The sequence below is a fragment of the Streptomyces sp. NPDC038213 genome, assembly GCF_055600495.1.
In genome coordinates this window covers 116,751-139,997 of record NZ_JBVJYM010000019.1, presented here as the reverse complement: position 1 = coordinate 139,997, position 23,247 = coordinate 116,751, and the positions used below count along the sequence as shown (strand labels likewise).

The 23,247-nt window shown below is 72.3% G+C and carries 21 protein-coding genes; 13 read left to right on the top strand and 8 right to left on the bottom strand.

Annotated features, from left to right (window positions below; genetic code table 11):
- The first annotated feature begins 69 nt into the window (after positions 1-69).
- Complete coding sequence (locus ACZ7JZ_RS24305; protein WP_470942793.1) at positions 70-513, top strand: winged helix-turn-helix transcriptional regulator; 444 nt, start codon at positions 70-72, stop codon at positions 511-513.
- Between the two features lie 17 nt (positions 514-530).
- Here the strand turns inward: ACZ7JZ_RS24305 and ACZ7JZ_RS24300 are convergent, their stop codons facing one another.
- A complete protein-coding gene (locus tag ACZ7JZ_RS24300) occupies positions 531-1,271 on the bottom strand; it encodes an LbetaH domain-containing protein (protein WP_470942791.1) in 741 nt (246 codons plus the stop codon).
- Positions 1,272-1,306: 35 nt separating this feature from the next.
- Positions 1,307-2,359 (bottom strand): NAD-dependent epimerase/dehydratase family protein, encoded by a 1,053-nt coding sequence (locus ACZ7JZ_RS24295; protein ID WP_470942790.1) that lies wholly within the window; start codon positions 2,357-2,359, stop codon positions 1,307-1,309.
- 248 nt (positions 2,360-2,607) lie between these two features.
- On the opposite strand from ACZ7JZ_RS24295, the gene ACZ7JZ_RS24290 reads away from it, so the two are divergent.
- Together ACZ7JZ_RS24290 and ACZ7JZ_RS24285 are read left to right on the top strand one after the other, a co-directional pair.
- Positions 2,608-3,966, top strand: a complete 1,359-nt coding sequence (locus tag ACZ7JZ_RS24290; RefSeq protein ID WP_470942789.1) for a tetratricopeptide repeat protein — start codon at positions 2,608-2,610, stop codon at positions 3,964-3,966.
- Between the two features lie 17 nt (positions 3,967-3,983).
- The gene (locus ACZ7JZ_RS24285; RefSeq protein WP_470942788.1) at positions 3,984-4,853 is read left to right on the top strand and encodes a glycosyltransferase family 2 protein; all 870 of its coding nucleotides are present in this window, start codon (positions 3,984-3,986) and stop codon (positions 4,851-4,853) included.
- A gap of 234 nt (positions 4,854-5,087) precedes the next feature.
- Here ACZ7JZ_RS24285 and ACZ7JZ_RS24280 read toward each other — a convergent pair whose 3' ends face one another.
- On the bottom strand, positions 5,088-8,192 hold the full coding sequence (locus ACZ7JZ_RS24280) for an NPCBM/NEW2 domain-containing protein (RefSeq protein ID WP_470942787.1): 3,105 nt from the start codon (positions 8,190-8,192) through the stop codon (positions 5,088-5,090).
- Between the two features lie 313 nt (positions 8,193-8,505).
- On the opposite strand from ACZ7JZ_RS24280, the gene ACZ7JZ_RS24275 reads away from it, so the two are divergent.
- The 7 genes from ACZ7JZ_RS24275 to rocD all read left to right on the top strand — a co-directional run bounded on the left by ACZ7JZ_RS24275 (position 8,506) and on the right by rocD (position 14,395).
- A complete protein-coding gene (locus tag ACZ7JZ_RS24275) occupies positions 8,506-9,177 on the top strand; it encodes a hypothetical protein (RefSeq protein ID WP_470942785.1) in 672 nt (223 codons plus the stop codon).
- Between the two features lie 109 nt (positions 9,178-9,286).
- Positions 9,287-10,147: an endonuclease/exonuclease/phosphatase family protein gene (locus ACZ7JZ_RS24270; protein WP_470942809.1), complete on the top strand. Its 861-nt coding sequence runs from the start codon at positions 9,287-9,289 to the stop codon at positions 10,145-10,147.
- A 158-nt stretch (positions 10,148-10,305) separates the two neighbouring features.
- Positions 10,306-10,833 carry a cupin domain-containing protein gene (locus ACZ7JZ_RS24265; protein ID WP_470942783.1) on the top strand — a complete coding sequence of 176 codons (528 nt, stop codon included), beginning with the start codon at positions 10,306-10,308 and terminating at the stop codon, positions 10,831-10,833.
- A gap of 57 nt (positions 10,834-10,890) precedes the next feature.
- Complete coding sequence (locus ACZ7JZ_RS24260) at positions 10,891-11,388, top strand: hemerythrin domain-containing protein (RefSeq protein WP_470942781.1); 498 nt, start codon at positions 10,891-10,893, stop codon at positions 11,386-11,388.
- Positions 11,389-11,610: 222 nt separating this feature from the next.
- Positions 11,611-12,150, top strand: a complete 540-nt coding sequence (locus ACZ7JZ_RS24255) for an Lrp/AsnC family transcriptional regulator (RefSeq protein ID WP_470942779.1) — start codon at positions 11,611-11,613, stop codon at positions 12,148-12,150.
- Positions 12,151-12,320: 170 nt separating this feature from the next.
- The gene (ddaH, locus tag ACZ7JZ_RS24250) at positions 12,321-13,145 is read left to right on the top strand and encodes a dimethylargininase (RefSeq protein ID WP_470942807.1); all 825 of its coding nucleotides are present in this window, start codon (positions 12,321-12,323) and stop codon (positions 13,143-13,145) included.
- A complete protein-coding gene (gene rocD / locus ACZ7JZ_RS24245; protein ID WP_470942777.1) occupies positions 13,142-14,395 on the top strand; it encodes an ornithine--oxo-acid transaminase in 1,254 nt (417 codons plus the stop codon). The genes ddaH and rocD overlap by 4 nt, the downstream gene beginning before the upstream one ends.
- A gap of 74 nt (positions 14,396-14,469) precedes the next feature.
- Here rocD and ACZ7JZ_RS24240 read toward each other — a convergent pair whose 3' ends face one another.
- The 3 genes from ACZ7JZ_RS24240 to ACZ7JZ_RS24230 form a co-directional block, all read right to left on the bottom strand.
- The gene (locus ACZ7JZ_RS24240) at positions 14,470-15,408 is read right to left on the bottom strand and encodes an ALF repeat-containing protein (RefSeq protein WP_470942775.1); all 939 of its coding nucleotides are present in this window, start codon (positions 15,406-15,408) and stop codon (positions 14,470-14,472) included.
- 249 nt (positions 15,409-15,657) lie between these two features.
- Complete coding sequence (locus ACZ7JZ_RS24235) at positions 15,658-19,074, bottom strand: S8 family serine peptidase (RefSeq protein WP_470942773.1); 3,417 nt, start codon at positions 19,072-19,074, stop codon at positions 15,658-15,660.
- A 210-nt stretch (positions 19,075-19,284) separates the two neighbouring features.
- On the bottom strand, positions 19,285-20,127 hold the full coding sequence (locus tag ACZ7JZ_RS24230) for a hypothetical protein (RefSeq protein WP_470942772.1): 843 nt from the start codon (positions 20,125-20,127) through the stop codon (positions 19,285-19,287).
- A 60-nt stretch (positions 20,128-20,187) separates the two neighbouring features.
- Here ACZ7JZ_RS24230 and ACZ7JZ_RS24225 point away from each other — a divergent pair, with 60 nt between their 5' ends.
- The gene (locus ACZ7JZ_RS24225; protein ID WP_470942770.1) at positions 20,188-20,640 is read left to right on the top strand and encodes a hypothetical protein; all 453 of its coding nucleotides are present in this window, start codon (positions 20,188-20,190) and stop codon (positions 20,638-20,640) included.
- Positions 20,641-20,662: 22 nt separating this feature from the next.
- Here the strand turns inward: ACZ7JZ_RS24225 and ACZ7JZ_RS24220 are convergent, their stop codons facing one another.
- Both ACZ7JZ_RS24220 and ACZ7JZ_RS24215 read right to left on the bottom strand, forming a co-directional pair.
- The gene (locus ACZ7JZ_RS24220; RefSeq protein ID WP_470942768.1) at positions 20,663-21,268 is read right to left on the bottom strand and encodes a class I SAM-dependent methyltransferase; all 606 of its coding nucleotides are present in this window, start codon (positions 21,266-21,268) and stop codon (positions 20,663-20,665) included.
- Between the two features lie 103 nt (positions 21,269-21,371).
- Positions 21,372-21,839: a hypothetical protein gene (locus tag ACZ7JZ_RS24215; RefSeq protein ID WP_470942766.1), complete on the bottom strand. Its 468-nt coding sequence runs from the start codon at positions 21,837-21,839 to the stop codon at positions 21,372-21,374.
- Between the two features lie 301 nt (positions 21,840-22,140).
- Here ACZ7JZ_RS24215 and ACZ7JZ_RS24210 point away from each other — a divergent pair, with 301 nt between their 5' ends.
- Together ACZ7JZ_RS24210 and ACZ7JZ_RS24205 are read left to right on the top strand one after the other, a co-directional pair.
- Positions 22,141-23,016 carry a helix-turn-helix domain-containing protein gene (locus ACZ7JZ_RS24210; RefSeq protein WP_470942764.1) on the top strand — a complete coding sequence of 292 codons (876 nt, stop codon included), beginning with the start codon at positions 22,141-22,143 and terminating at the stop codon, positions 23,014-23,016.
- A complete protein-coding gene (locus ACZ7JZ_RS24205) occupies positions 23,013-23,225 on the top strand; it encodes a DUF397 domain-containing protein (RefSeq protein ID WP_470942762.1) in 213 nt (70 codons plus the stop codon). Before ACZ7JZ_RS24210 ends, ACZ7JZ_RS24205 begins: the two co-directional genes overlap by 4 nt.
- Positions 23,226-23,247 lie beyond the last annotated feature (22 nt).

The window sequence follows — 23,247 nt, the reverse complement described above, 5'->3', positions numbered from 1 at the left end:
GGTGGTTCCGATCAGTAACTACCCTTTGATCGTCGGCCGCCCGCACACCGCCCACAAGAAGGCACTTGCATGTCACCCACGCACACCGAGGTAACCACCCCCGCCGGAGCGGCCGCCCCCGCCGAACTCGCCCCCTGCGGCAACCCGGACGACGGCCACCCGGACTGCGGCATCCGCGACGTACTCGACCGCATCGGCGACAAGTGGTCCGTACTCGTCATCGTCCGGCTCGCGAACGGCCCGCACCGCTTCCGCGAGCTCCAGCGCGCGATCGACGGCATCTCACAGCGCATGCTGACCCTGACCGTACGCCGCCTGGAACGCGACGGCCTCGTCCACCGCACGGTCTACCCGACCGTCCCCGCCCAGGTCGACTACCGCCTCACGGACACCGGCGCCGGCCTCACCCACCTCCTGAAGGCCCTGGCCGACTGGTCCCTGACCCACCGCCCCACCATCGCCGCCTCCCGCCACGCCTACGACCAGTCCCACCCCACCCACGAAATCCGCTAGCCCCGCCCCGGCACGGGTCAGCCCGGCCATATGGGCTGCCCGCTCGCGGAGTTCGGTCGGGGTGGCCAGCTGCGGCGGGGTTCGATGACCACCTCGGGCGAGGAAGACCTCACGACGCTGGCGGCAGGGACGATGGCGCTGCCCATGCAGACGCTGGCGGCAATGGTCGAGTGGCGGCCCACGGCGATGCCGGGGCCGAGGGTGATCATGCTGCCGGTCTGGACGTGGTCGCCGATCAGGCCCCCGAACTGGGACGTGGTGCACCGGTAGGGCGGTTCGTCGCCGGGGCCGTGAAGGACGATCTCCTTGACGGGTAGGCGCATGTCGTAGTTCCACAGGCTGATCGCCGCGATGACGAGGTTCGCGGACAGGTGGGCGTCGGTCCCGATGATGGAATGGCCGATGCCCACCTGGTGGCCGAGAACGGTGTTCTCGCCGACGAAGGAGTGGGTGACCTCGCATCCGAAGCCGACTGAGACGCCGGCGGCGAGGACGGAGCGCTTGCGGACGGTCGAGAATTCGTGGACGCGGACCCCGGGCCCGATGATCACGTCCTCGCCGATGATCGCGGTGGGGTGGATCCGCGCGGTGGGGTGGATCCGCACCGGCACCACCTGGAGGGCCTCGTCGTGGAGGCTGTCCCAGCGGGTGAGGAAGTCGGACAGCTCGAACTCGCTGATCTTCGCGTAGCCGGTGGGGTCCAGGCCGGACGCTGCGGGGCCGAGGACGTAGTCACCGATACGGATGGACTCGGGCACCTGGCTTGCTCCTGGTCGTCGTCGGGGCGGGAGGATCAGGCGGCTTCGGCGGCCTCACGCCGCAGGAAGTGGGGGAGGGCGGCGGGGGTGTTGTCGAGCCAGGCGACGTAGCGGGCCACGCCGGCAGCCACATGGATCCGGGGTTCCCAGTCCAGGGTGGCGGTCGTGCGGGTCGTGTCAGCCGTCCCGCCGAGCGGGTCGCCCTCGGGCAGCGGCCTGTCCTGGAACTCGGCCTCCCAGTAGTGGCCGCGGATGAGCTGAGCCACCTCGGCGATGGACGTGGCCTGGCCGGTGCCGATGTTCAAGGTCTGCCGGTCGGCGCCGGGTGCGAGCATGGCTCGGATCGTGGCTTCGGCGACGTCTTCGACGTGGACGAAGTCGCGGACCTGTCGGCCGCCGCCGTTCAGGTGCAGGGGAAGGCCGAGCTTCGCGCGCATCGCCATCCAGGCCACCACCCAGGAGTGCGAGCCCTCCTTAACGGTCTGGGGCTCACCGTAGACGGAGAAGTACCGGACCGACGTGTGGGAGATCTGCGCCTTGCCCAGCACAAGCGCGGTCTGGGCCTCACCCCACGCCTTCGTGTTCGCGTACACCGACAGGGGTGCCAGCGGCTGGTCCTCGTGCCAGGTCTGGACGTCGCGGCGCTTGGGGTCTCCGTTGCCGTAGACGGCCGCCGAGGAGACGAACACGAAGCGCCGTACGCGGGCGTTGCAGCGGCGGACCGCGTCGAGCAGGACCTGCGTGCCGGTGACGTTGGTCTGGATCGCGGCCATGGGGTTGCGGGTGCAGGCGGCGACGTCGGCGACCGCCGCGGCATGGATCACGTAGTCCGCTTCCCGGACGACGTGGTCCATCAGGGTGGCGTCGGCGATGTCGCCCACGATGGTGTCCCGGTCGGTGGTGTGCACGCCGAACAGGTCGGCGTAGACGGTGGCAGGGTAGGCGTCCAGCTTGCCCACGGCGATCACGCGGGCCCCGGCTGCCCGAAGGCGGGCGGTGATGCGGGAGCCCACCAGGCCCCCGCCCCCGGTGACGACCACGGTTGAGCCCGCGAGGGCGGCGGACAGGTCAGCGTCATTCAGCGGCACAGCGGTTCTCCTCGGATTCGGCAGGGGGGACAAGGGGGCGGGGAGGTTGCGACCGGGCCAGCTTGGGACCGCCTCCCCGCCACCCGGCAGGCACCGCCCTGGGCAGGGGTAGGCGCTACCGGAACGGACCGGTGGTGCAGCCCCGGGAAGCGTGATGAACAGTGAACTCCGCTGGGCCAGAGCTGAGTACGGTGGGGAAGGCAGGAACCCGTTCAACCCGTTCAAGATCGCCTTAAAGGGGGCCGAAGTTGGCAGGGGACCGAACGCCGAACAGCGCGTTAGCAGACGTGATCGCCGAGTCCGGGGCCACGTACTACGCGCTGGCCAGGGAGATCCGCTCTGTGGCGGCCGAGGCCGGCCAGCGGTTGAGCACAGGGCCGTCGGCCGTCGCCTACTGGGTCGCTGGGGGTACACCGTCCGGCCTGACGCCGTTCTACATCGCCGAGGCTCTGACGAGACGGACCAAGCGCCGGGTGACCGTTGCTGAGATCGGTCTAGGCTGCGAAGCCGGCGGGGCCATGGAAGCCGATCCACTGGCCGTCATCGCCGATCTCGGGAGGTCCGTCATGCAACGTCGCCGCGACTTCCTCGGCGCCACGTTCACCGCTGCTGCCGTCGGTCTGCCCCTGGCCTACGACCACGAGGCGGTCGCCGCAACGCTCCGCGCGGCCGAGACCGGCGGCAGCGTCGGCTCGACCGAGGTGACGACGGTCCGCCACCTGACTGAGACGTTCCGCAGCGCGGACGAGCGTCTGGGCGGCGGCCACGGACTGACCACCGTCACCGCATACCTGACAGACACTGTCGCACCGATGCTGACCGCCCGGTTCCCGTCTACCGTGATCCGCTCCGAGGCGTTCGGAGCGGCGGCCCAACTGGCTTGCCTGGTCGGCTGGAAGCACCACGACCTCGGCCGAGAGGGCGCCGCCCAGCGGTACTACCTGCTGGGCTACCAACTCGCCTGCGAGGCTGACCGGAACGGCCACGCCGCGTGGATGATGCGGGCCCTGACCCACCAGGCCCTCGACCTGGGCCACCCCGGCTCGTGCCCCGAGCTTGCCGAGGCGGCCCTGGGCAGAGCTGCGGGCAAGGTGGACCGGCAGACCGAGGCCCTGCTGTTGGTCACGTGTGCCAGGGCTTACGGGGTCGGTGGGAACGGTACCAAGGCCGCGCGGGCGCTTCTGGCGGCCGAGGACGCCGTGACGGACACCCGGGACGCGGTCCCCGCCTACGCCGCCGCCTCAGGGCCGGTGGCGGCCACGGTCGCCTCGCACATGGGCAAGACCCTGACCGCGTTGAAGGACCACACCGCGGCCGAACGGCACTACCGCCGGGCCCTCGAAGGCCGAACCCCGGGCACCTACCAGCTCAAGCACGGGCTGACCATGGCCAACCTGGGGCGATCGGTGGCCGGGCAGCACCGGCACGAGGAGGCCGTGGGCCTGTGGACCCGGTCCTTGGCCTTCATGGGCGGCGTGGTCTCCGACCGCAACCGGCAGGCGGTCAGGGAGATCCAGGCGGCGGCGGCCCGGTACGGCCGACGCGGTGTGGCCGGCGCGGCGAGCCTGAACCAGCGCGCCACCGAACTGCTCAACAACCAGGCGTGAAAGGAACGGACACCAGGATGCCGAAAATCGGGGTTGTGGTCCTCACCATGGGCGACCGGCCTGCAGAACTGGGAGCCCTGCTGGACTCCGTGGCCGCCCAGGAAGGCGATCCGGCGACCGTCGTGGTCCTCGGCCAAGGCGTGAAGCTCCCGCCCCTCCCGGACGCCGTGGACGGCGTGGAGCTGCCGGAGAACCTGGGGATCCCCGGCGGCCGGAACGCCGGCGTGGCCTGGCTGCGTGAGCGCGGCGGCGTGGACGTCGTCGTGGTCCTTGACGACGACGGCCTGTTGCCCCGCACCGACACCTTCCGGCTGATCCGGGAGGCGTTCGCCGGCAGGCCCCGCCTGGGTGTCGCCGGCTTCCGCATCGCGGACGAGACCGGGGAGAGTCAGCGTCGCCACGTCCCCCGTCTGGGTGGCAAGAACCCCATGGTGTCCGGGCCGGTGACCACGTTCCTCGGCGGCGGCCACGCCATCCGCATGACGGTGATCGACCAGGTGGGCGACTTCCCCACCCAGTTCTTCTACGCCCACGAGGAAACGGACTTCGCCTGGAGGGCGTTGGACGCCGGCTGGGAGATCGACTACCGGGCGGACATGGTGCTCCAGCACCCCCGCACCGAGGCGTCCCGGCACGCGGTCTACTACCGCAACACCGGACGGAACCGCGTCTGGCTGGCCAAGCGGCACCTGCCCGCCGTCCTGGTCCCGGTCTACCTCGGCACATGGGCCGCATACACGATCGCGCAGCGGCCCCCGCTGTCAGGCCTGACCGCCTGGTGGGCCGGCTTCTTCGAAGGGGTACGGGTGCCCTGCCCACCGCGACGGCCCATGCGGTGGCGGACGGTGTGGCGGATGACCAAGCTGGGCCGCCCCCCGGTCGTCTGACTACCGCCAACGGCTGCCCACCTGGTTCGAACGGCCGCCCCTGGAAACGACCCCAGCACGATGTGCGCCATGAACGCGCCAAGCTGGGCCTCCGCAGAGATATACGGGCTCGCGGCCCAGCTGGGCGATGAGGATCGGATCCGGTCGCCCGCCGAAGCCCTCCATCCCCGAGTGATCTTGGTCGATGACTCAAGATCCGAGAGGGCGCTGAGGGGGATGGAGGGGTAGGGGCGGCTAGCGGATCAGGGTCGCGTCGGCCCAGTCGGCGTGGTCGCTGTTGATGCCGTCGCCCGCGTCCAGGGCCTTGAGGGTGAGGGTGGTGACGCCGGTGACGTCCACGTCGATCGAGGCCGTCGGCGTGTTCGGGGTCATCGGGGCCGGGGACTCGTACAGTTTGCGGCCGTCGGCCCAGACCTCGAAGCGGACCGTGGCGTTCGCCGTGACCTCGTCGTCGATGCCGACCGCGGAGCGGAAGCGCTCGTAGCCGCCGTTGAGGGCGTAGGTGATCGTGCTGTTGGCGTGGGTGCCGAGGCCCTTGGCGTACGTCGTGCCGTTCAGCCTGATCGGGTTGCCGTCGATGCTGCGGTCCTTGCGGGTGGTGCCGAAGTCCGTCTGGGCACTGGTCCAGTTCAGGTCGCTGAGGGCGGTGGGGGTGGTCGGGCGGGTGATGAGGCGGGCGCCGGCCCAGTCGGCGTGGTCGCTGTTGATGCCGTCGCCCGCGTCCAGGGCCTTCAGGGTGAGGGTGGTGACGCCGGTGACGTCCACGTCGATCGAGGCCGTCGGCGTGCTCGGGGTCATCGGGGCCGGCGACTCGTACAGCTTGCGGCCGTCGCCCCAGACCTCGAAGCGGAGGGTCGCGTGCGAGGTGACCTCGTCGTCCGCGCCGACGGAGGACTGGAAGCGCTCGTAGCCGCCGTTGAGGGCGTACGTGATCGTGCTGTTGGCGTGGGTGCCGAGGCCCTTGGCGTACGTCGTGCCGTTCAGCCTGATCGGGTTGCCGTCGATGCTGCGGTCCTTGCGGGTGGTGCCGAAGTCCGTCTGGGCGCTGGTCCAGTTCAGGTCGCTGAGGTCGACGGGGGTGCCGGCGCCGACGGTGGAGGCGCTGACGGTGTTGCTCGCCGCGGAGACGTTCCCGGCGGCGTCGACGGCCTTGACCGTGAAGGTGTACGGGGTCCAGGGCGCGAGGCCGGTGGCGGTGAAGCGGGTGCCGGTACCGGTCGTGGTGCCGATGGGGGTGGTGCCGCGGTAGACCTGGTAGCCGGTGACGCCCGTGTCGTCGGCGGAGGCCGTCCATTCGAGGTCGATGCCGGTCGCGGTGGTGCGGGCCGCCTTCAGGGCGGTCGGCGCGGTGGGCTCGATGGTGTCGGGGGCGGGGGTGCCCGCGGTGGCGGTCACCGCGGCGCCGGCGCCGACCGGCACGGTGACGTACGAGACGGTCTTGCCGTAGAGGGTCTTGGTGCGCGCGGTGTGCGCGGTGCCGTTGACCGTGACGGTGTCGTGGGCGCCGTAGAACTGGGCCTCCCAGTTCACCCCGGAGCCCGAGTGGTTCGTCAGCTTGGAGGCGGTGGTGCCGGTGTGCTGGAGCTTGAGGTCGCTGTCGCCGACCTTGAGGTGGTCGATCTCCACCCAGGGGGTCTCGGGGGTCAGGCGCGAGACCGTGGCCACCTTGTCGTTCGGGGCGTCGGGCTGGACGCCCATCATGCCGTCGATGACGCTGCTGACGGCGAGGAAGGAGATCTCGGGGTAGTTGTTGCGGTCCTTCATCAGCTTCTTCAGCCAGGCCCAGCCCTCGCCCGAGCGGTTGTACTGGTAGTACATCTCGGGCAGGTAGGAGGTCGCCTCGACGTTCAGGTCGTCGTCGTTGGCCGCGATGAAGTCCAGGTAGGAGCCGGTGCGCGGGCCGTGGTCGCCCAGGCCGGTCAGCATCATCAGGAAGCTGGCCTCGTGGCCCCAGCTGCTGTAGCCGGTGCCGGCGGCGTCCTTGCCGCGGATGTAGCGGTTGTGGGACGCGTCCCACCAGTTCGACTCGAAGTGCGTGCGCACGCGCTGCGCGCGCTGCTTCCACTTCGTGCTGCCGGCGGCGTCCCCGCGGTCCGCCAGGATCTCCGCGTACGCGAGCATCGACTGGTACTGGTAGCCGAGGGAGTCGGCGGCGGAGACCAGGTTCTCGTTCGGGAACTCGAAGAAGGTGGCCGTGTACTCGCCGGGCTGCTTGCGCGAGACGGGCTGCTCGGCGGCCGGGTTCGCGTCGTTCCAGCGGACCTCGTGGCCGTCGAGGAAGGTGCCCATCGTCGAGTCGTAGAAGGCGGAGAGGTCGGGGTCGTCGAGCCACTTGCGGTCGCCGGTCCACTGGTACTGCTTGTACGCCTTCGTCATCAGGTTGAACGGCGAGGGCAGCTCGCGGAAGCCGGTGCCGTCGATGTAGTACATCGCCCCGTACGAGCTGTGCGCCCACAGCGGCCAGCCGTTCTGGCCGGGGTCGTCGGCGTCGGCGGCGAAGGTCTTCATCATGTGGAAGGTCTCGTCGTTGAGGCCGACCGCGTGGGCGCCGTCCGACTGGTGCGAGATGTCGCGGTTGTAGTACGACTCGCGGTTCGTGTACGCGCCCCAGTAGCCGGGCTCCACCTTCGGGTGCGCGGAGGTCTTCAGCCGCCACCACTCCGGCTCGTGGCCCATCATCGGGTTGCCCGGGTAGAAGGCCATGGCGAGGGCGCGGTCGCGGCCCCAGGCGAAGCCCTCGTTCAGGGCGGCGTTGGGGGACTTGATGGCGAGGGTGCTGGTCGGCGGGCCCACGTACGCCTGGATGGTGATGCGGTCGACGCGCGGGGCCTCGGTGGTGGAGGCGGCGGTCAGCTCGATGGCGTCGCCGGGGCGCAGGGCGATCCTGCTCGACGTACGGGTGTCGATGTTGACGGGGTCGGTGTGGTCGCGCCCGTAGCGGTGGGACGTCCCCCAGGAGTCGACGGTCTCGCCGTTGACGGTGAGCTTGTACTTGACGCCGTCGGCGGCCTTGCCGTTGTAGCGGGTGATGAGGTCGTACGTGCCGGCCGTGCCGGAGAAGGTCGTGCGGGCGGTGCTGGTCTGGCCGGCGGAGCCGCGGGCGTAGGTGACGTTGTCGACGGTGTTGCCGTTCCACGTGTGGTGGACGGTGTCGATCGCGAAGTTCGAGAGCGACATGCTCTCGGCCTCGATGACGTACGGGCCTGCGGCGGCGGAGGCGACCGCAGCGGGGGCGGAGACCGCGGGGACGGGGGCCGCGGTGGCCGGGCCTCCCGGGAGGGTGATCGCAGTGCCGACGGCCGCGAGCACGGCGGTCAGGGCACGGGCAGAACGACGCATGTGCAGTCGGTCCTTTCGGGTGGGGGGTCCCCTGGGGAGGGGAGGAGCGCCGGCGCCGCACACGCCGTGGCGGTGTGATGTTGTTGGAAGTTGTTGAACTGTGTTGACTATTGAGGCTTCAGGGCGAAGGACTGTCAATACTCTTGCAACATACGGATGACGAGATTTCAGAAAGTCTTCATCCAGGGGCAGTTAAGCCCTTGCACACCTAGGCGGCCTCAGTAGGGTCCTGGCCGCCAGGGCCCTGCGAACCACACAGAAACCCACAGGAAAACCCCGGCAGACGCACCCCCGCCTGTGCTTGGCTCCGGCCATGGACCCCACCAGAACGGACCGCCCCCGCAGCACCCCCGGCCCCCGCCCCCGCCCCTGGCGCCGCGGCTACGGCCCGATACCCCCGCTCCGCGTCCTCGGCCGCGTGCACGCCGCCTCCCTCCTCGCCAACCTCCCCGTCCTGGCCGTGCTCCTGACCCCGCAGACCCGCAGCCGCGTCGGCTCGGAGCTGACGATGGGGCTCCTCAGCGCGCTCCTGCTGGCGCTGGTCGTCGCCGCCGTCGCCTACGCCCCCGAGGTCAGCGCCCGGGTGGCCCCGGCGGGCGGGCACTGGCGGCCTGGCGCGGCGCGGGCGCGCGTGCGGGCCCTGCGGAGGGAGGACCGGCGCGGGTACTCCGTACGGCTCGCCGAGTTCGCCGTCCTGTACCTCGCCGCGCAGGGCGTCGGCGGGCTGGTCGCCTGGTTCCGGCCGTACATCTGGGACAACCCGGCCTTCGGCAGCGACCCGGACGCGGAGCGGTGGGTGTTCAGCTACCCGGACTTCGCACTCCAGGCCGTCTGCATCTACGTCTTCGTCTGCCTGGCCACCGCCTGGTATGCCGGCCGGCTGCGCCAGCTGGCCGTGGCCACGGACACCGACCGACGGCCGGACCACGGGCCGGACCGACAGCCGGGCCGGTCTCCGGACCCGTCTCCGCACGGAGGCGCTTGATCATTGCCCCCGGCGCGGACAGACTGCACCCGTGAGGCACGAAAGCGCCCGCCGGGGCGGCGGGAACGACACACCCGGCCGGCCGGAGCGCCGGACCCGCCCCGGCCGAGTGCTCTGGTGGGCCGGCGGCGCGCTGGCCGTCCTCGGCGGCCTCGCCCTGGTCGGCCCCAGCGCCCCCAGCGGCTCCGTCTACGCCCGCCAGCTGCCCGCCGACGCGGTCCGCGAGCTCGTACCGAACCGCGTCATGACCTGGAACATCTGCAACCCCTGCGGCGAGAGCAACGTGGACCGGGCCGCGCAGATCGCCGCGTACGCGCCCCAGGTCATCGCCCTCCAGGAGACCTGCGTCGCCGACGCGGAGCGGATCCGGCACTACCTGCGGAGCGTGTACGGGCTGGCCTACCACGTCGAGTACGGGCCGGTGCTGCGCAACCTGGGCCGCTGCGGCGGGAGCCCCTGGAACCCGGGCGGCTTCGGGCAGGCGCTGCTGTCGGCGGCCCCGATGACGGACGTCGTGAAGGCGGAGTACCCCGACGGCGGCTCCGAGGACCGCGGGTACACGGCGGTCACGACCACCGTGGGCGGCCGCCCGGTACGGGTCTTCAACACCCACCTCGCCCAGCGGCGCCAGGAGGGGGTGCGCGCGGCCCAGATCCGCGTGCTCGCCGCCCAGGTGGCCCGCCACGAACGGGCCATCGTCCTCGGGGACTTCAACGCGGTCCCCGACTCCCCGGAGATCCAGCCCATGTGGGCGCTGGCCGAGGACGCGGACCCGGGCTGCCGCCCCGCGGCCACCGCCACCACAGCCGCTGCCGCCGCCTGCAAGCCGACCACCGACTGGCAGCGCAAGTTCGACTACGCCTTCCTCCGCGGGGCCGTCCCCCTCGCCCACCGCGTGGTCCCGACCCGCTGGTCGGACCACGACCTCTTCTACGCCGACGTCGACGTGGAGCCCGCGCCCGCCCACTGAGCAGGGGCGGGCCGCTCGGCGCGACGGCCACCCCCGGCCGTCCCGGATCCGCCCGACGACGCAGACATGCTCCCGGCCCCACGGGGTACGCGCGTCACGGTCCCCGTGTACCGGGGGACCGCGTACCAAGTGGAGTACGAGCCCGCCGGGAGCGTCCCATGGAGCGACCGCTGACGACCCAGCCCGCGCGCGTCGCCTCCCCCGCGCGCGTCGCCGTTGCCGGATCCGCCGGCGCATCCGGTCCGGGGTCCGGTTCCGCTTCCGGTTCCGGTTCCGGGCGGGGGCCCGTACCCGCGCCGGAGGAGCTGCTCTCCATCGCCTGCGAGGTCGGGCGCGACTACCCGCGCTGGCGGTCGCGGCTGGCGGAGCCCGGGGGCGAGGGCAGCTGGGTGCAGCTGTTCCGGGCGGACGCGCTCGGCGTGTGGGCGGTCGGCTGGGACCGGCTGCCGCCCGGCACCTGCTACCTGGAGCACGAGCGGGTCCGCGGGGCGGTGTACGTGGCCCGCGGGACCCTCACCCACGAGCGCGCCCGCCTGGGCAGCGCCCCGCACGTGGCGGAGGTCGGCGCGGGCACGGGCTTCTGCTTCGACGAGACCTTCTACCACCGCATCCGCGCGGCCCAGGACGCGGGCCCGACCGTGAGCGTGCACGTGTTCGCGGGGCACCGCGACGACTGGCCGGGCTGACCCGCGGGCAGGAGCCCGCAACCACACCCACGGAGAACGGACAGGAGGCACGCCCCCATGGACGGGATCGTGATGCTGCGCGAGGACCACAAGACGGTCGAGAAGCTGTTCAAGCGGTTCGAGAAGACGGACGACGGGGACACGGAGGAGCGGCGGGCGATCGTCGACGAGGTGGTCGGGGAGCTCACCGCACACGCCTGGATCGAGGAGCAGATCCTCTACCCGGCCGCCCGCGAGGCCGCTCCCGACACCACGGACCACATCCTGGAGAGCGTCGAGGAGCACCACGCGGTGGTGTGGATGCTGTCGGAGCTGAAGACGATGGACGCGTCCGACGAGCGGTTCAAGGCCAAGATGACCGTCCTGATGGAGAACGTCCGCCACCACGTGGAGGAGGAAGAGGACGAGTGGTTCCCCGAGGTCCGCAAGGCGATGGGCCGCAAGAGGCTGGTGGAACTGGGCGAGCGGATGCAGCAGGAGAAGGAGCGCGCCCCGCGCGACCCCCTGGCCGTACCGAGCGCGGAGGACCGGGGCCCGAGCCTGCGCGCGGCCTGACCGGCCCGGGTGCGGGGGTCCCGCCCGGATCCCCGCGCCCGGTACCGCGGCTGCGTGGTCGGCGCGCCGCAGGACGGCGTGGACGGCGCCCCGCAAGGCGGCGTGGCCGCCGGTCCGTTGCGGCCGGCGGCCGCGCCGTGTAGGGCAGAGTGGTCCCCGTCCGGGGCGATCCAGCCCGGGCCCCCCTCCGGGGTGGGGTGTACGAGGAGAAGGCCGCCTGCCATGACCGCCAAGTCCGTGCCGTTCGACGAGCTCGACCGGAAGATCGTCGCGATGCTGATGGAGAACGCCCGGGCGAGCTTCTCCGAGATCGGGTCGGCCGTGGGCCTGTCGGACACCGCCGTCAAACGCCGGGTGGACCGGCTGCGCAAGGCAGACGTGATCACCGGGTTCCGGGCCGCCGTGCGGCCCTCCGCGCTCGGCTGGCGCACGGAGGCGTACATCGAGGTGTACTGCGACAGCGCGGCCCCGCCCCGGCGGCTGGCGGAAGTGGCCCGCAAGTACCCGGAGATCGTGGCGGCCATGACGGTGACGGGGGCCGCCGACGCCCTGTTCCACATCCGGGCCACCGACGTGGAGCACTTCGAAGAGGTGCTGGAGCGGATCCGCAGCGAGCCCTTCATCCGCAAGACGATCAGCTACATGGTGCTGTCGCACCTGCTGCCCGAGAGCCCGGAGGCGGGGGCCAGCGCGGCCGCCCCCGCGGGCGGCGGGGCAGCTTCCGGAGGGGACCTCGTCGGGGGAGCAGAAATCCTGCCCTGAGCCGCCGGAACGCGCAGGATTCCTGCGTGGGCGCGCAGCTCTTGGTTCTTGTCCTGTAAGGCGCCCGCTTTCTACCGTGGTGGCACACTCCCCCGTCGTCACCGCAGGAAGCGGAGGTTCCCCCTGTGCCCGTAGGACGCAGGCCCGTCGGCCGCACCCGGCGCTACCTGATGTGCGAGCCCCGCCATTTCGACGTGCGCTACGCCATCAACCCCTGGATGGACACGGACACCCCCGTCGACCCCGAGCGCGCGCTCGACCAGTGGCGCACGCTCGTCCAGGCGTACCGCGACCACGGCCATACGGTCGAGACGGCCGCCCCGGTGCCGGGCCTGCCCGACATGGTGTTCGCGGCGAACGCCTCGCTCGTCCTGGACGGCCGCGTCTTCGGCTCCTCCTTCCACGCCCCCGAGCGGCGGCCGGAGGCGGCGGCGTACGAGGCCTGGTTCAAGGAGGCGGGGTACGAGGTGCACCGCGCGGAGTCCGTGTGCGAGGGCGAGGGCGACCTCGTGCCGACGGGGCGGTACGTGCTGGCGGGCACCGGCTACCGCACCACGCGGACCGCGCACCGCGAGGTGCAGGAGTTCTTCGGACGCCCGGTGATCGGCCTGGAGCTGGTCGACCCGCGCTTCTACCACCTGGACACGGCCCTGTTCCTCCTGGAGGAGGACGGCCAGGAGGCGGGCTCGGGCGCGGAGGCAGGGGCAGGGACCGGGGTGGGGAACATCGCCTACTACCCCCCGGCCTTCTCCCCCGGCAGCCGCGAGGTGCTGCGCCGCCTCTACCCGCACGCGGTGGTCGCCACCGAGGAGGACGCGCTGTCCTTCGGGCTCAACTCCGTGTCGGACGGCCGCCACGTCTTCATCGACCCGCAGGCCCGCGCCCTCACCGCTGCGCTGGCCGAGCGCGGCTACGTACCCGTCCCCGTCGACCTGTCGGAGTTCCGCAAGTCCGGCGGCGGCATCAAGTGCTGCACCCAGGAGATCCGCGCATGACCGCCCCCGCCACCACCCCCGCGTCCCTCGCCGCCCCGCAGGAGACCCGCAGCTCCGGCGAGCTGATCCGCGCCGAGGCCCCCGTCCTCGCGCACAACTACCACCCGCTGCCCGTGGTGGTCGCCCGCGCCGAGGGCTCCTGGGTGGAGGACGTCGAGGGCCGCCGGTACCTCGACATGCTGGCCGGCTACTCGGCCCTGAACTTCGGGCACCGCCACCCCGTCCTGGTCGAGGCCGCGCACCGGCAGCTGGACCAGGTCACGCTGACCTCCCGGGCCTTCCACAGCGACCGCCTGGCCGGTTTCGCCGAGCGCCTGGCGGAGCTGACCGGGCTCGACATGGTGCTGCCGATGAACACCGGGGCGGAGGCCGTGGAGAGCGCGGTCAAGGTGGCCCGCAAGTGGGCGTACGAGGTGAAGGGAGTGGCCCCGGACCGGGCGACGATCGTCGTCGCGGACGGCAATTTCCACGGCCGTACGACGACCATCGTGAGCTTCTCGACGGACGAGTCGGCGCGCGGCGGCTTCGGCCCGTTCACGCCCGGATTCCGGGTGGTCCCGTACAACGACCTGGCGGCGCTGGAAGCCGCCGTGGACGAGACGACGGCGGCCGTGCTGATCGAGCCCATCCAGGGCGAGGCCGGGGTGCTGATCCCCGACGACGGCTACCTCACCGGGGTCCGCGAACTGACCCGCCGTACGGGCTGCCTGTTCATCGCGGACGAGATCCAGTCCGGTCTGGGCCGTACGGGCCGCACGCTCGCCGTCGACCACGAGGCGGTGGTGCCGGACGTCCTGCTGCTCGGCAAGGCCCTCGGCGGCGGCATCGTGCCCGTCTCCGCGGTCGTCGCCCGCCGCGAGGTGCTCTCGGTGCTGCGGCCCGGCGAGCACGGCTCGACCTTCGGCGGCAACCCCCTGTCGGCGGCGGTCGGTTCGGCCGTACTGGACCTGCTGGCCACCGGCGAGTACCAGCGGCGCGCGGCCGAACTGGGCGCCGTACTCGACCGCGGCCTGGCCGCCCTCACCGACGCGGGCTGCGGCATCACCGCGTACCGCTCCCGGGGCCTGTGGGCGGGCGTGGACATCGACCCCGCGCTCGGCACGGGCCGCGAGATCAGCGAGCGCCTCCTGACGGAAGGCGTCCTGGTGAAGGACACCCACGGCTCCACGATCCGCCTCGCCCCGCCCCTGACCATCACCGGGGAGGAACTGGAAACGGCCCTCACCGCCCTCCGCAGGGTGCTGGCCTGAGCCGGGTGCGGGCCGTGACCGGGACCGAAGCCCCGGCCCCGGCCCGCACCTGCCTCTGCGTTTAGCCTCTGCGTTTAGGCCTTCGCCTGGACCTTCGTCTTGGGCTTGGGCTTCGGCTTCGGCTTGGGCTTTGCGGCCTCGTCCTTCGCGCGGGCCTCGTGCTGGCCCTTGGCCAGGAAGTCGCGGCGGTCGAGGCGGGTGCCCGCGAGGGCCTTCTTGCCCGCCGCCTTCACGGCGGGGCCGCCCTTGGCGATGATCCTGGTGATCTCGGCCCGGTTGTCCTCGTCGCGCAGCACGTGCTGGGTGACCAGCAGGAACTGGCGCAGCTGCTCGGGCGTGCCGCCGGAGATCATCTTGACGGCCTCGCGCTTGAGCAGCGGGCCGGCGCCGGTGGTCAGGCGGGCGATGGCCACCCGGTCGTCCTCGGCCTGGGCGAGCCGGAATCCGGTTGCCAGGAATGCGGTCCGGTCCGCCATGGTGCCGCGGAGCGCCTTCTTCCCGGCCTCCTTCACACCCCGGCCGCCCGCGTTGATCAGCTGGGAGATCCGGACGCTGTTGTCCACGTCGCGCAGCTCGTACTGGGTGACGAGGACGAAGTGGCGCAGCTCTTCGGGGGCGACGTGGGAGCGGAGCATCTCCTTGGCGCCCTCGCGCAGCGAGATGCCGCCGAAGTTGGTCATCCGGGCGATCTCCACCCGGTCGTCGTCGGCCTGCTCCAGCCGGAAACCGGTCTCCAGGAAGGCGACGCGGTCGGCCGGGGTGCCCTTGAGCGCCTTCTTCCCGGCCTCCCGCACCCCGGGGCCGCCCGCGTTGATCAGCTGGGATATCCGGATCTGGTTCTCGAGGTCCTGCTCGGGCGTGACGTCCCCGGCGGAGACCGGGGCGGCGGCACTGCGGTCGGCAGGCCGGTCCCGGTCCGCGGCGTACGCGGCGCCGGAGCCGACCGAGGCCAGCAGGACCGCGGGGGCGAGGGCGGCGCCGGTCAGCGCCGCGGTGATGCGGTTGAGCTTCATGAGGATGGTCAGTCCTTGTTCGTTTCGTGCAGGAGCGGCCGGGCGACGGGGTCCCCGGCCGATACCCCCCTTTTCCCACGCAACGTAACGCAGTGTCGGACGGGCGTTCGGACCGGGGGCCGTCGTACGGCCCCGGGACGGCCGACGGCCGACGGCCGGCAGGCGGCCGGGGCCGGGCGGCCGCCCCCGGCCCCCAGCCCCCGGCCCCCAGCCCCTGGTTTCCGGAATCCGGTATCCGGCCCCCTCAGGTCACCGGACCAGCAGGTACGCGTTCGTGATGGTCTGCTGGGTGGTGTTGCCGTTCCTGTCCTTCAGGTCGATGCGGTACGAGACCCCGCCGGGGGCGGTCGGGTGCTTGACCGTGACCGTGCGGGTGCCGTTGGTCTCCGTGGCGACCGTGAGGGGCTTCCAGGTGCGGCCGCCGTCGTACGAGACCTTGACGGCGAGCGCGGCGAGCCTGCCGGTGCCGGCGGCGGCGCCCGCGACGGTCAGCGGGATCTTGAGGGTGCTGCCGACGGCCGCGGTGCCGCGGAGGCTGGTCTTCGGGGTCATGCGGACCGTGGACACCGGCAGGTGGGCGGTGGCGGTCCCGGCCGGGCGGGCCGAGGTGAAGGACCAGACGGCGGCGACCCTGGTGCTGGTGGCCGCGTCCGCGGTGGAGCGGGTGGCCTCCATGCGCAGCCGGTACGCGGCCTTGGCGGCGGGGAGTTTGACGCTCAGCCACTCGTTCGGCTTGGTCGAGCCGAGGATCCGGCCGTCGGCGGCCTCCAGCCGGGCGAAGCCGCCGGTGGCGACCGAGGTGCCGTAGTGCCCGCTGCCGTCGGTGAAGAGGCCGACGTGGGAGGCGAAGTAGTCCCCGGTGCGGCTGACCTCCTGGGGCTGCTCGCCGGCGGCGGCCAGGTCGGGGCCGGTGACGGCGGTGTTGAAGAGGACCGTCCTGGTCGAGCCGGCCCGGTAGGAGGCCGCGTCCTTGGTGTGGGCGAAGCGGAATCGGCCCTGCGGGTTGTAGTGGGCCGCGCTCCAGGACCAGCGGACGCCCTCGGTGGTCAGGTAGTGGGTGGTGGTCGAGGGCAGGGCGCGCATCACCGGGTCCGGTACGCCGCCGACGTTGAAGCCGTCCTCGCTGAGCGGGGTCAGCAGCACGGACCCCTTGGATCCGGCGGCGGAGGTGCCGAATCCGACCTTGACCTCGGCGACCTCGGCGCGGGTGACGGCCTTGGTCAGGCCGGTGAAGAAGGTGCCCTTGCGGTGGAAGGTCAGCCGGTGGTCGGTGTTCTTGTACGCGGCGCCGGGGTTCTTCCAGAGGCCGTTGAACTGGGCCCGCATCGAGGCGGAGGCGGCCCCCAGGGCCTGGGTGCGCAGCGGCGGCACACCGCTGGAGGACCAGGAGTTGGACACCCCGAGGTCCAGGTCGAGGTACCCGACGGTGTAGCTGACCAGCTTCGCGGCCCGGTCGTGCGGGGTGACGGCGAAGGGCTTGGCCTTGCGGGAGTCGAGGACGACGGTGCTCTTCGCGGCCACCTTCAGCACCGGCTGGACGAAGAAGGCGGTCTCGTTGTTCTTGCTGAAGACGAGGCTCTCCAGCTGGTAGGTGCCCTTGGGCAGGCGCTGGACGACGGTGCCGCTGGCGCTGTACGGGGCCTCCACGCGGACCGCGGGCCCGTCCGGCACCACCTTGGTGATCATGGTGGCGTAGGTGGGCGGCGCGGTCCCGTCGAGCGCGGTGTGGCGGAGCACGACGTCGTACGACTCGACCTCCCGCTCGACGACGAGACCGGTACGGACCTGCTGGCCGCCGCCGGAGGCGAGCACGGTGCCGCCGAACAGGCCGTCTGCGGTGCCCTTGCGGGTGTCGACGGTGACGGTGGTCCTGGCGGTGCCGCCCGCGGGCACGGTGAGCTTGGCGTCCTTGACGGTGAACATCCCGGCCGGGGCGGGCCGCCCCCGGGAGTCGGTGCCGGCGGTGCTCAGGGCGAGGGTGACGGGCCGGGTGCCGTAGTTGCGGTACGTGAGGGTCTTGGCGAGCAGCTTGTCGTCCGCGTGCGGCCACAGCTGCTTGCCGAAGCCGAGCGAACCGGGCTCGGAGACCACGGTGGCGGTCGCGGCCCGCGCCAGGTCCACCCGGCCCGCGCCCTGCTCGTAGGCGTTGAGCGCCGGGTTCGGCCTGGCCGAACCGGTCAGCAGGGCCTTGACCTTGGCCCCGCTCCAGCCCGGGTGCTGCTGGAGCACCAGCGCGGCGGCGCCCGCGGCGTGCGGGGCGGCCATCGAGGTGCCGCTCATCGGGATGTAGCCGGTGCCCGGCGGGAAGCCGCCCTGGGTGGTCTGCGCGGCGACGATGTCGACGCCGGGGGCGGTGAGGTCGGGCTTGGGCGCGCCGTCGGCGGTCGGGCCGCGGCTGGAGAAGTCCGCGAGCCCGTCCTGCCGGTCGACCGCGCCGACGGCGAGGGCGGCGGGGGCGCTGGCGGGGGAGCCGACGGCGTGCTCCGTGCCCTGGTTGCCGGCGGAGGCGACGAACAGCGCCTTGCCGGAGAGCCGGGCGACGGCCTCCTCCTTGGGGTCGAGGCCGGGGCTGTCCGGGGAGCCGAGGCTCATGTTGACGACCTTGGCGCCCTGGTCCACGGCCCACTGCATGCCGCGGATGATGCCGGACTCGTCGCCGCTGCCGGAGTCGTCGAGGACCTTGCCGTCGAGGATCTGCACCCCGGGGGCCACGCCCTTGTTCTTGCCGCCGCTCTTGACTCCCCGCCCGCCGACGATGGAGGCCACGTGCGTACCGTGCCCGGCGCGGTCCTTGGTGTCGGGTGCGCTGCTGAAGTTCTTCTGCGCGATCTCGACGCCCTTGAGGTCCGGGTGGGTCTCGTCCACGCCGGTGTCGAGGACGGCGACCTTGACGCCCTTGCCGGTGTGCCCGGCCTTCCACATCACGGGCGCGCCGATCTGCGGGACGCTCTTGTCGAGGGCCGCCTCGACCCTGCCGTCGAGCCAGACGCGGGCGACGGCGGGCCGCACGGGCACCGGGGAGGCGGTGAGCGCGGCTCCGGTACGGCCCCCCGTGACCGCCGACCACAGGGCGGCCGCCTCGGACTTGGGCGCGTGGAAGGCCTCACCGCCGACGGCGGGCAGCGGCACGCGGGCGGTACGGGCGACCCCGGCGAAGGGGTCGCGGGCGGGGGCCGCCGCCGCGAGGGAGCTCCCCCGGTAGCTGACGATCAGCGGCAGCGTGGAGCGGCGCGCGTCGCCGTACCCGTCGGCGACCAGCTTCGCCACGTCGAAGAGCCGCCGGTCGAGCACCCCGTCCGCGACCAGGCGCAGGGCGTCCTGCGGGACGACGTACGTGTGCCCGGGCTCGCGGCGCTCGGAGTAGCCGACGCCGGTGCGGCCCTTGCCGGGCACGAACCGCTTGACCGTACCGTCTGCGTTGACGACCACCCGGTCACCGGTGATGAGCGTGACGGAGGCCTCCCCGGCCCCCTTGGCCTTCGCCTTCCCCCGCAGATTCCCCTGACCACCCCCGTCGGCGCTCCCCCGCGCCCCGGCGGACCCGTCCGGGCCCGGCCCCGCGGCCAGCGCCACCGCCGGGCCCCCGCCCGCGAGCGCCCCCGTGACCAGCGCCCCCACCACCGCGGCGGCCACCGCCGCCGTCCTCACCCGTGCCGTGGATCGCATCCAGGCACCCCCGTCCCCGTGTCGTGTCCCAGCCACAGCGCAGTCCGCTGTCCCCGGTATCACGCAGCCGCAGGGCGTCCGGTTCTCGGATTCCCGGTAATTCCCCAGCTCAGAAATGGAATTGGAGCCTCACCGGACCTCCTCGCGTTCGCGTGGAGGGATCTCGGCACGTTCGCGGGCAGCGGGCTCACACGCGCACGGCTCGGGACCTCAGCGGAACGCCGGGAGGGCGAGGGCGATCGCGCCCCAGGCGAGGAGGGCGGTGATGGACACGCACACCACATCGAGCACGAGGCCCCCGACCATCCCGCCCGCGTTGCAGACCGCCACGCGCGCCGGATACCGGGGGTGGTAGGCGACGGGGCGCGCGCTGCCGACGGGGGCGCGGCGGAGGCGGCCGTCGGTGGCGGTGTAGCCGAAGGCGACCTGGCCGTGGATCAGGGTGGGCCGGGCCTCGACCGTGATGCCGTGCCGGGGCAGGTACCAGGCGTTCCACCCGGCCGCCAACACGCGGGCCGCCCCCCAGCCGGCCGCCAGGGCGGTGCCGCCGACCAGTAGGACGGCGAGCGCCCGGCTCGGGTGGCCCCCGCCGATGACCACGGCCGCGGCCAGGGCCAGCAGCCCGAGTGCGGCCGCAGCCGCCACCCCGCGGAACACATGCTCGCCCGGTGCCGTCCGCTCTGCCGACTGCTCCTCGTCGGCCACCGAGCGCGTGTCCGCCGCCGTCTCCCGCGGTACGACCGTCACCAGCGCCGAACCGTCCACCGACTCCTCCCCGGCGGGGCGCTCCGGCAGCGAGCCGTTCACCGCGTCCGCGAAGACGGCCGCCGCGGCGCGGCTCACGTCCTCGATGCGGTACGCGACCGGGGCGGCCCCGGCTGGAGCGGTCAGTTCCACGGCCGCGGCCCGCCCGTCGGCCTGCACGCGTGCGACGGCAGCGAGCGGGATGCGGACCTCCTCATGCGGTCGGCGCAGCAGCAACCCGCCCTCCTCCGAGCGGAGTTCGGATCCTCCGGCGCCCAGCAGGACGGGTATGGGCGAGATGATCGACATGCGTGTGATCGTAAGGGCAGGGGTTCCTCAGAGGTACCCCGAAGACGTACCGTCACGGGCGTGGACCTGATCACCCTCATACTCGTCGCGTACCTGTGCGCCGGCGCCTGCCTGTTCTGGTTCGGCCTGATGTGCATCAAGGGCGAGCGGAAGAACGTCAAGAAGATGCGGGAGCTGGAGGCGGAGGGCGTCGAGGTCCCCGCGGTCCTGGTCGCCCTGCGCCCGCTGTCGTACAGCACCACCCTGGACGCCATGTACGAGTACCCGACCGCGGACGGCCTCCGGGCCGTGCACAGCGTCGGCGTCCTGCCCAACCCCCTGCACGTCGTGGGCGACTCGTATCCGCTGGTGCGGCTTCCGCACCATTCGAAGAACATCCGTCTGGGCACGCTCGCCGGTGCACGCAAGGAGCGCGCCGAGCGCGAAGGGTACGTACGCCAGGCCGTGTGGATGGCGGTCGTCGGCTTCGCGGTGGGGGCGACGGCCCTGACGGGCGTGGTCCTGGTGCCCTGAGTCCCGCCCGCGGGGGGACCCGTCAGGGGCCCCGCAGGACCAGCGCCGCGTACGCGCCCCCGGGCCCGACGGAGGCCCGGTGGCAGGAGGTCCAGCCACGGGCGAGCCGCTCCAGGCAGGCTTCCGTGTAGCCGCCGGGGTCGGCGTGCCGCGCGGGTACGACGGCGTACAGGGTCCCGCTGCCGGGCCGCAGCCAGGTCCGCACCTGTGCGAGCAGCCGGTCAGCGTCCAGGTACGGGAGCACGAGCCGCGCGAGGACGAGGTCGACGCCGCCCGGGACCACCCCGGGCGGCGGCGGTCCGTCCGCCGCGAAATCGTGCTCCTCGAAGGCGAGTCCGGGCTTGGTGACCGGGTTCAGCAGCTCGCGCGCGGCCAGCACCGCCGGCGGGGACCAGTCGTACCCGGTGACGGCGAGCCCCGCCTGTGCGGCCTCCGCGAGCTGCGCGGCCAGGATCCCCCACCCGCACCCCACGTCCACGGCGGTACGGGCCCCCGGGGGCACGGCGTACTCGCGCAGCAGGCGCCGCTCGTCGGCGTCGACGGGTACGGGCGCGTAGAGCCCCGGGTTGTAGTAGCCCCGGTCCCAGTACCGGCGGGTCCGCGACTCCGCGGCCCCGGTCCCCCTCACCGGCTGCTGATCCAGTACGCGGCCATCAGCCCGCCCGTGATCAGCACCATCAGCACCTGCGGCGCCCAGTCCCGCCACCGCGCCCGCCTGCGCTTCCCCGTACTCATCCACCGCTCACCACCGCCGCCACCGCCGCCTCCGGCCGCACCAGCTCCACGAACCAGCCGCGCAGCGCCGCCTCCGCGAGGAACAGCTCGTACTCGGCGAGGTCCGGGCTGACGTGCAGGTACGAGGGGACGAGCAGCCCGTCCGCGAACCCGGCCCGCAGCAGGGCCTGCGCCGCGGCCAGACCCGGCCGGTCGGTGAGCAGCGCCGGGGCCACCGGGTCCCGGAACACCTCCTCGCACACGAGCAGCTCCCGCTCCCGGGCGGCCCGCGCGAGCGCCTCGAACCGGACGGCGGCCGCGACTTCGGGCGTCCGCACGTACCGGACCACACGCGGGGTCCGCCCCCGCCGGCGGAGGGTTTCAACGGCGGCGCGTACCCCGTTGGTGCGAACGCCGTGGAGGCGGGCGAGGGTTTTCCGGCGTCCGGTCAGGACGGGCGGCCGGGAGGCGGCGAAGGGCGTCACGACGTACTCCTCTGAGGGCATGACCAGGGGTTCGCCCCGTCGAGCGGGCCGCCCGCGGGTGGGCGGGGGCCGGGGCTCCGGTGGCTCTATTACGGTCCTGGTAAAGGGAGTTGAAGCGCAATCAGAATCGCCCGAGCAATTGCGATAGGGGGTGGATTGGTATATGACAGCGGGCGAACCGAAGTGCCTCCGTGGCACACCGCGAGCCGGTGCAGACGAACCACGGGTCGCGTGAACCGAACCAGAACTGTCACCATCAGGGCCGCGGCTCACGCGGTCCGAACCGATAGGGAGGAGCGGAATGGCAGCCAACGTGCGGGCGACGTTCCTGCGGATCGTGCTCGGCGCCGAACTCATCCGACTCCGCGAACAGGCGGGGCTCACGGGAGAGCAGGCGGCGCGAGCCGTGGGGTGTGCCCCCTCCGCGATCAGCCGAGTCGAAAACGGCACTTCCGGCTTCCAGCGCATAGAGCACTTCGGCAAGCTGCTCGACGCCTACAAGGTGCCCTTCGAAGGCCAGGAAGTGCTCACAGACTGGTACCGGAACGCGAAGGCGGACGACTGGTGGGGCCCGGCGGCAACCGTCCTGCCCTCCGGGATGAGTCTGTTCCTCGCGTTCGAGTCGGGCGCCAAGTCCGTCAGGGCGTGCACACCCATGGTGGTGAACGGGCTTCTGCAGACCGAGCCCTACGCCCGTGCGCTGTTCGAATCCGCACGCGCGGCCGACGACCGCACCCAGGCTTTCGTTGACAGCGCCGTCGAGATCCGTATGCACCGCAAGAAGCGGATCACCGAAGACGGCATGGAGCTGATCTGCGTCATGGACGAGTCGGCACTGCGCAACATGGTCGGCAACGCGTCGATCATGCGAGAGCAGTACGCGGAGATCGAGCGCCTCAACGCCCTCCCCAACGTCTCGGTACGGATCGTCCCCTTCTCCGCACCCACTTACCGCGTGTTTGGCGACTTCCAGGTTCTCGACTTCGACCGCAAGGAACTCCCGGACCCCGTTGTAGTCGCGAGCAGCACGGTGGACCAGGGCATGAAGTGCCTGTCGAAGGTACGGCCCGTCAAGCAGTTCGTCCGGCGCTTCGACTTCCTGGCCCAGGGCGCCCTGCCCTCCCATGAGACCCCCGCGTTCCTGAAACGAGTAGCACGAGAGGTGACACAGTCATGATCAGCACCAACATCCGTCCGGACGGCGAGTGGTTCAAGTCCTCGTACAGCGGAGACGCGAACGGCAACTGCCTGGAGGCCTGCCCCCAGCCCGGTGCCGTCCTCATCCGCGATTCCAAGCGCACGGACGACCCCGCCGCCCCCGTCATCCGCGTCAGCGGACCCGCGTGGGCGGCGTTTGCCGGGGCGGTCGGTGGGGGTCGGGGCTGAGCGGACGGCCTGTCTCACACCA

Bases quoted from the DNA above. Each gene is read 5' to 3' on its own strand.
- ACZ7JZ_RS24305 (WP_470942793.1), top strand. From the start codon at position 70: ATGTCACCCACGCACACCGAGGTAACCACCCCCGCCGGAGCGGCCGCC.
- ACZ7JZ_RS24285 (WP_470942788.1), top strand. From the start codon at position 3,984: ATGCCGAAAATCGGGGTTGTGGTCCTCACCATGGGCGACCGGCCTGCA.
- ACZ7JZ_RS24280 (WP_470942787.1), bottom strand. From the start codon at position 8,192: ATGCGTCGTTCTGCCCGTGCCCTGACCGCCGTGCTCGCGGCCGTCGGC.
- ACZ7JZ_RS24275 (WP_470942785.1), top strand. From the start codon at position 8,506: ATGGACCCCACCAGAACGGACCGCCCCCGCAGCACCCCCGGCCCCCGC.
- ACZ7JZ_RS24265 (WP_470942783.1), top strand. From the start codon at position 10,306: ATGGAGCGACCGCTGACGACCCAGCCCGCGCGCGTCGCCTCCCCCGCG.
- ACZ7JZ_RS24260 (WP_470942781.1), top strand. From the start codon at position 10,891: ATGGACGGGATCGTGATGCTGCGCGAGGACCACAAGACGGTCGAGAAG.
- ACZ7JZ_RS24255 (WP_470942779.1), top strand. From the start codon at position 11,611: ATGACCGCCAAGTCCGTGCCGTTCGACGAGCTCGACCGGAAGATCGTC.
- ddaH (WP_470942807.1), top strand. From the start codon at position 12,321: ATGTGCGAGCCCCGCCATTTCGACGTGCGCTACGCCATCAACCCCTGG.
- rocD (WP_470942777.1), top strand. From the start codon at position 13,142: ATGACCGCCCCCGCCACCACCCCCGCGTCCCTCGCCGCCCCGCAGGAG.
- ACZ7JZ_RS24240 (WP_470942775.1), bottom strand. From the start codon at position 15,408: ATGAAGCTCAACCGCATCACCGCGGCGCTGACCGGCGCCGCCCTCGCC.
- ACZ7JZ_RS24235 (WP_470942773.1), bottom strand. From the start codon at position 19,074: ATGCGATCCACGGCACGGGTGAGGACGGCGGCGGTGGCCGCCGCGGTG.
- ACZ7JZ_RS24230 (WP_470942772.1), bottom strand. From the start codon at position 20,127: ATGTCGATCATCTCGCCCATACCCGTCCTGCTGGGCGCCGGAGGATCC.
- ACZ7JZ_RS24210 (WP_470942764.1), top strand. From the start codon at position 22,141: ATGGCAGCCAACGTGCGGGCGACGTTCCTGCGGATCGTGCTCGGCGCC.
- ACZ7JZ_RS24205 (WP_470942762.1), top strand. From the start codon at position 23,013: ATGATCAGCACCAACATCCGTCCGGACGGCGAGTGGTTCAAGTCCTCG.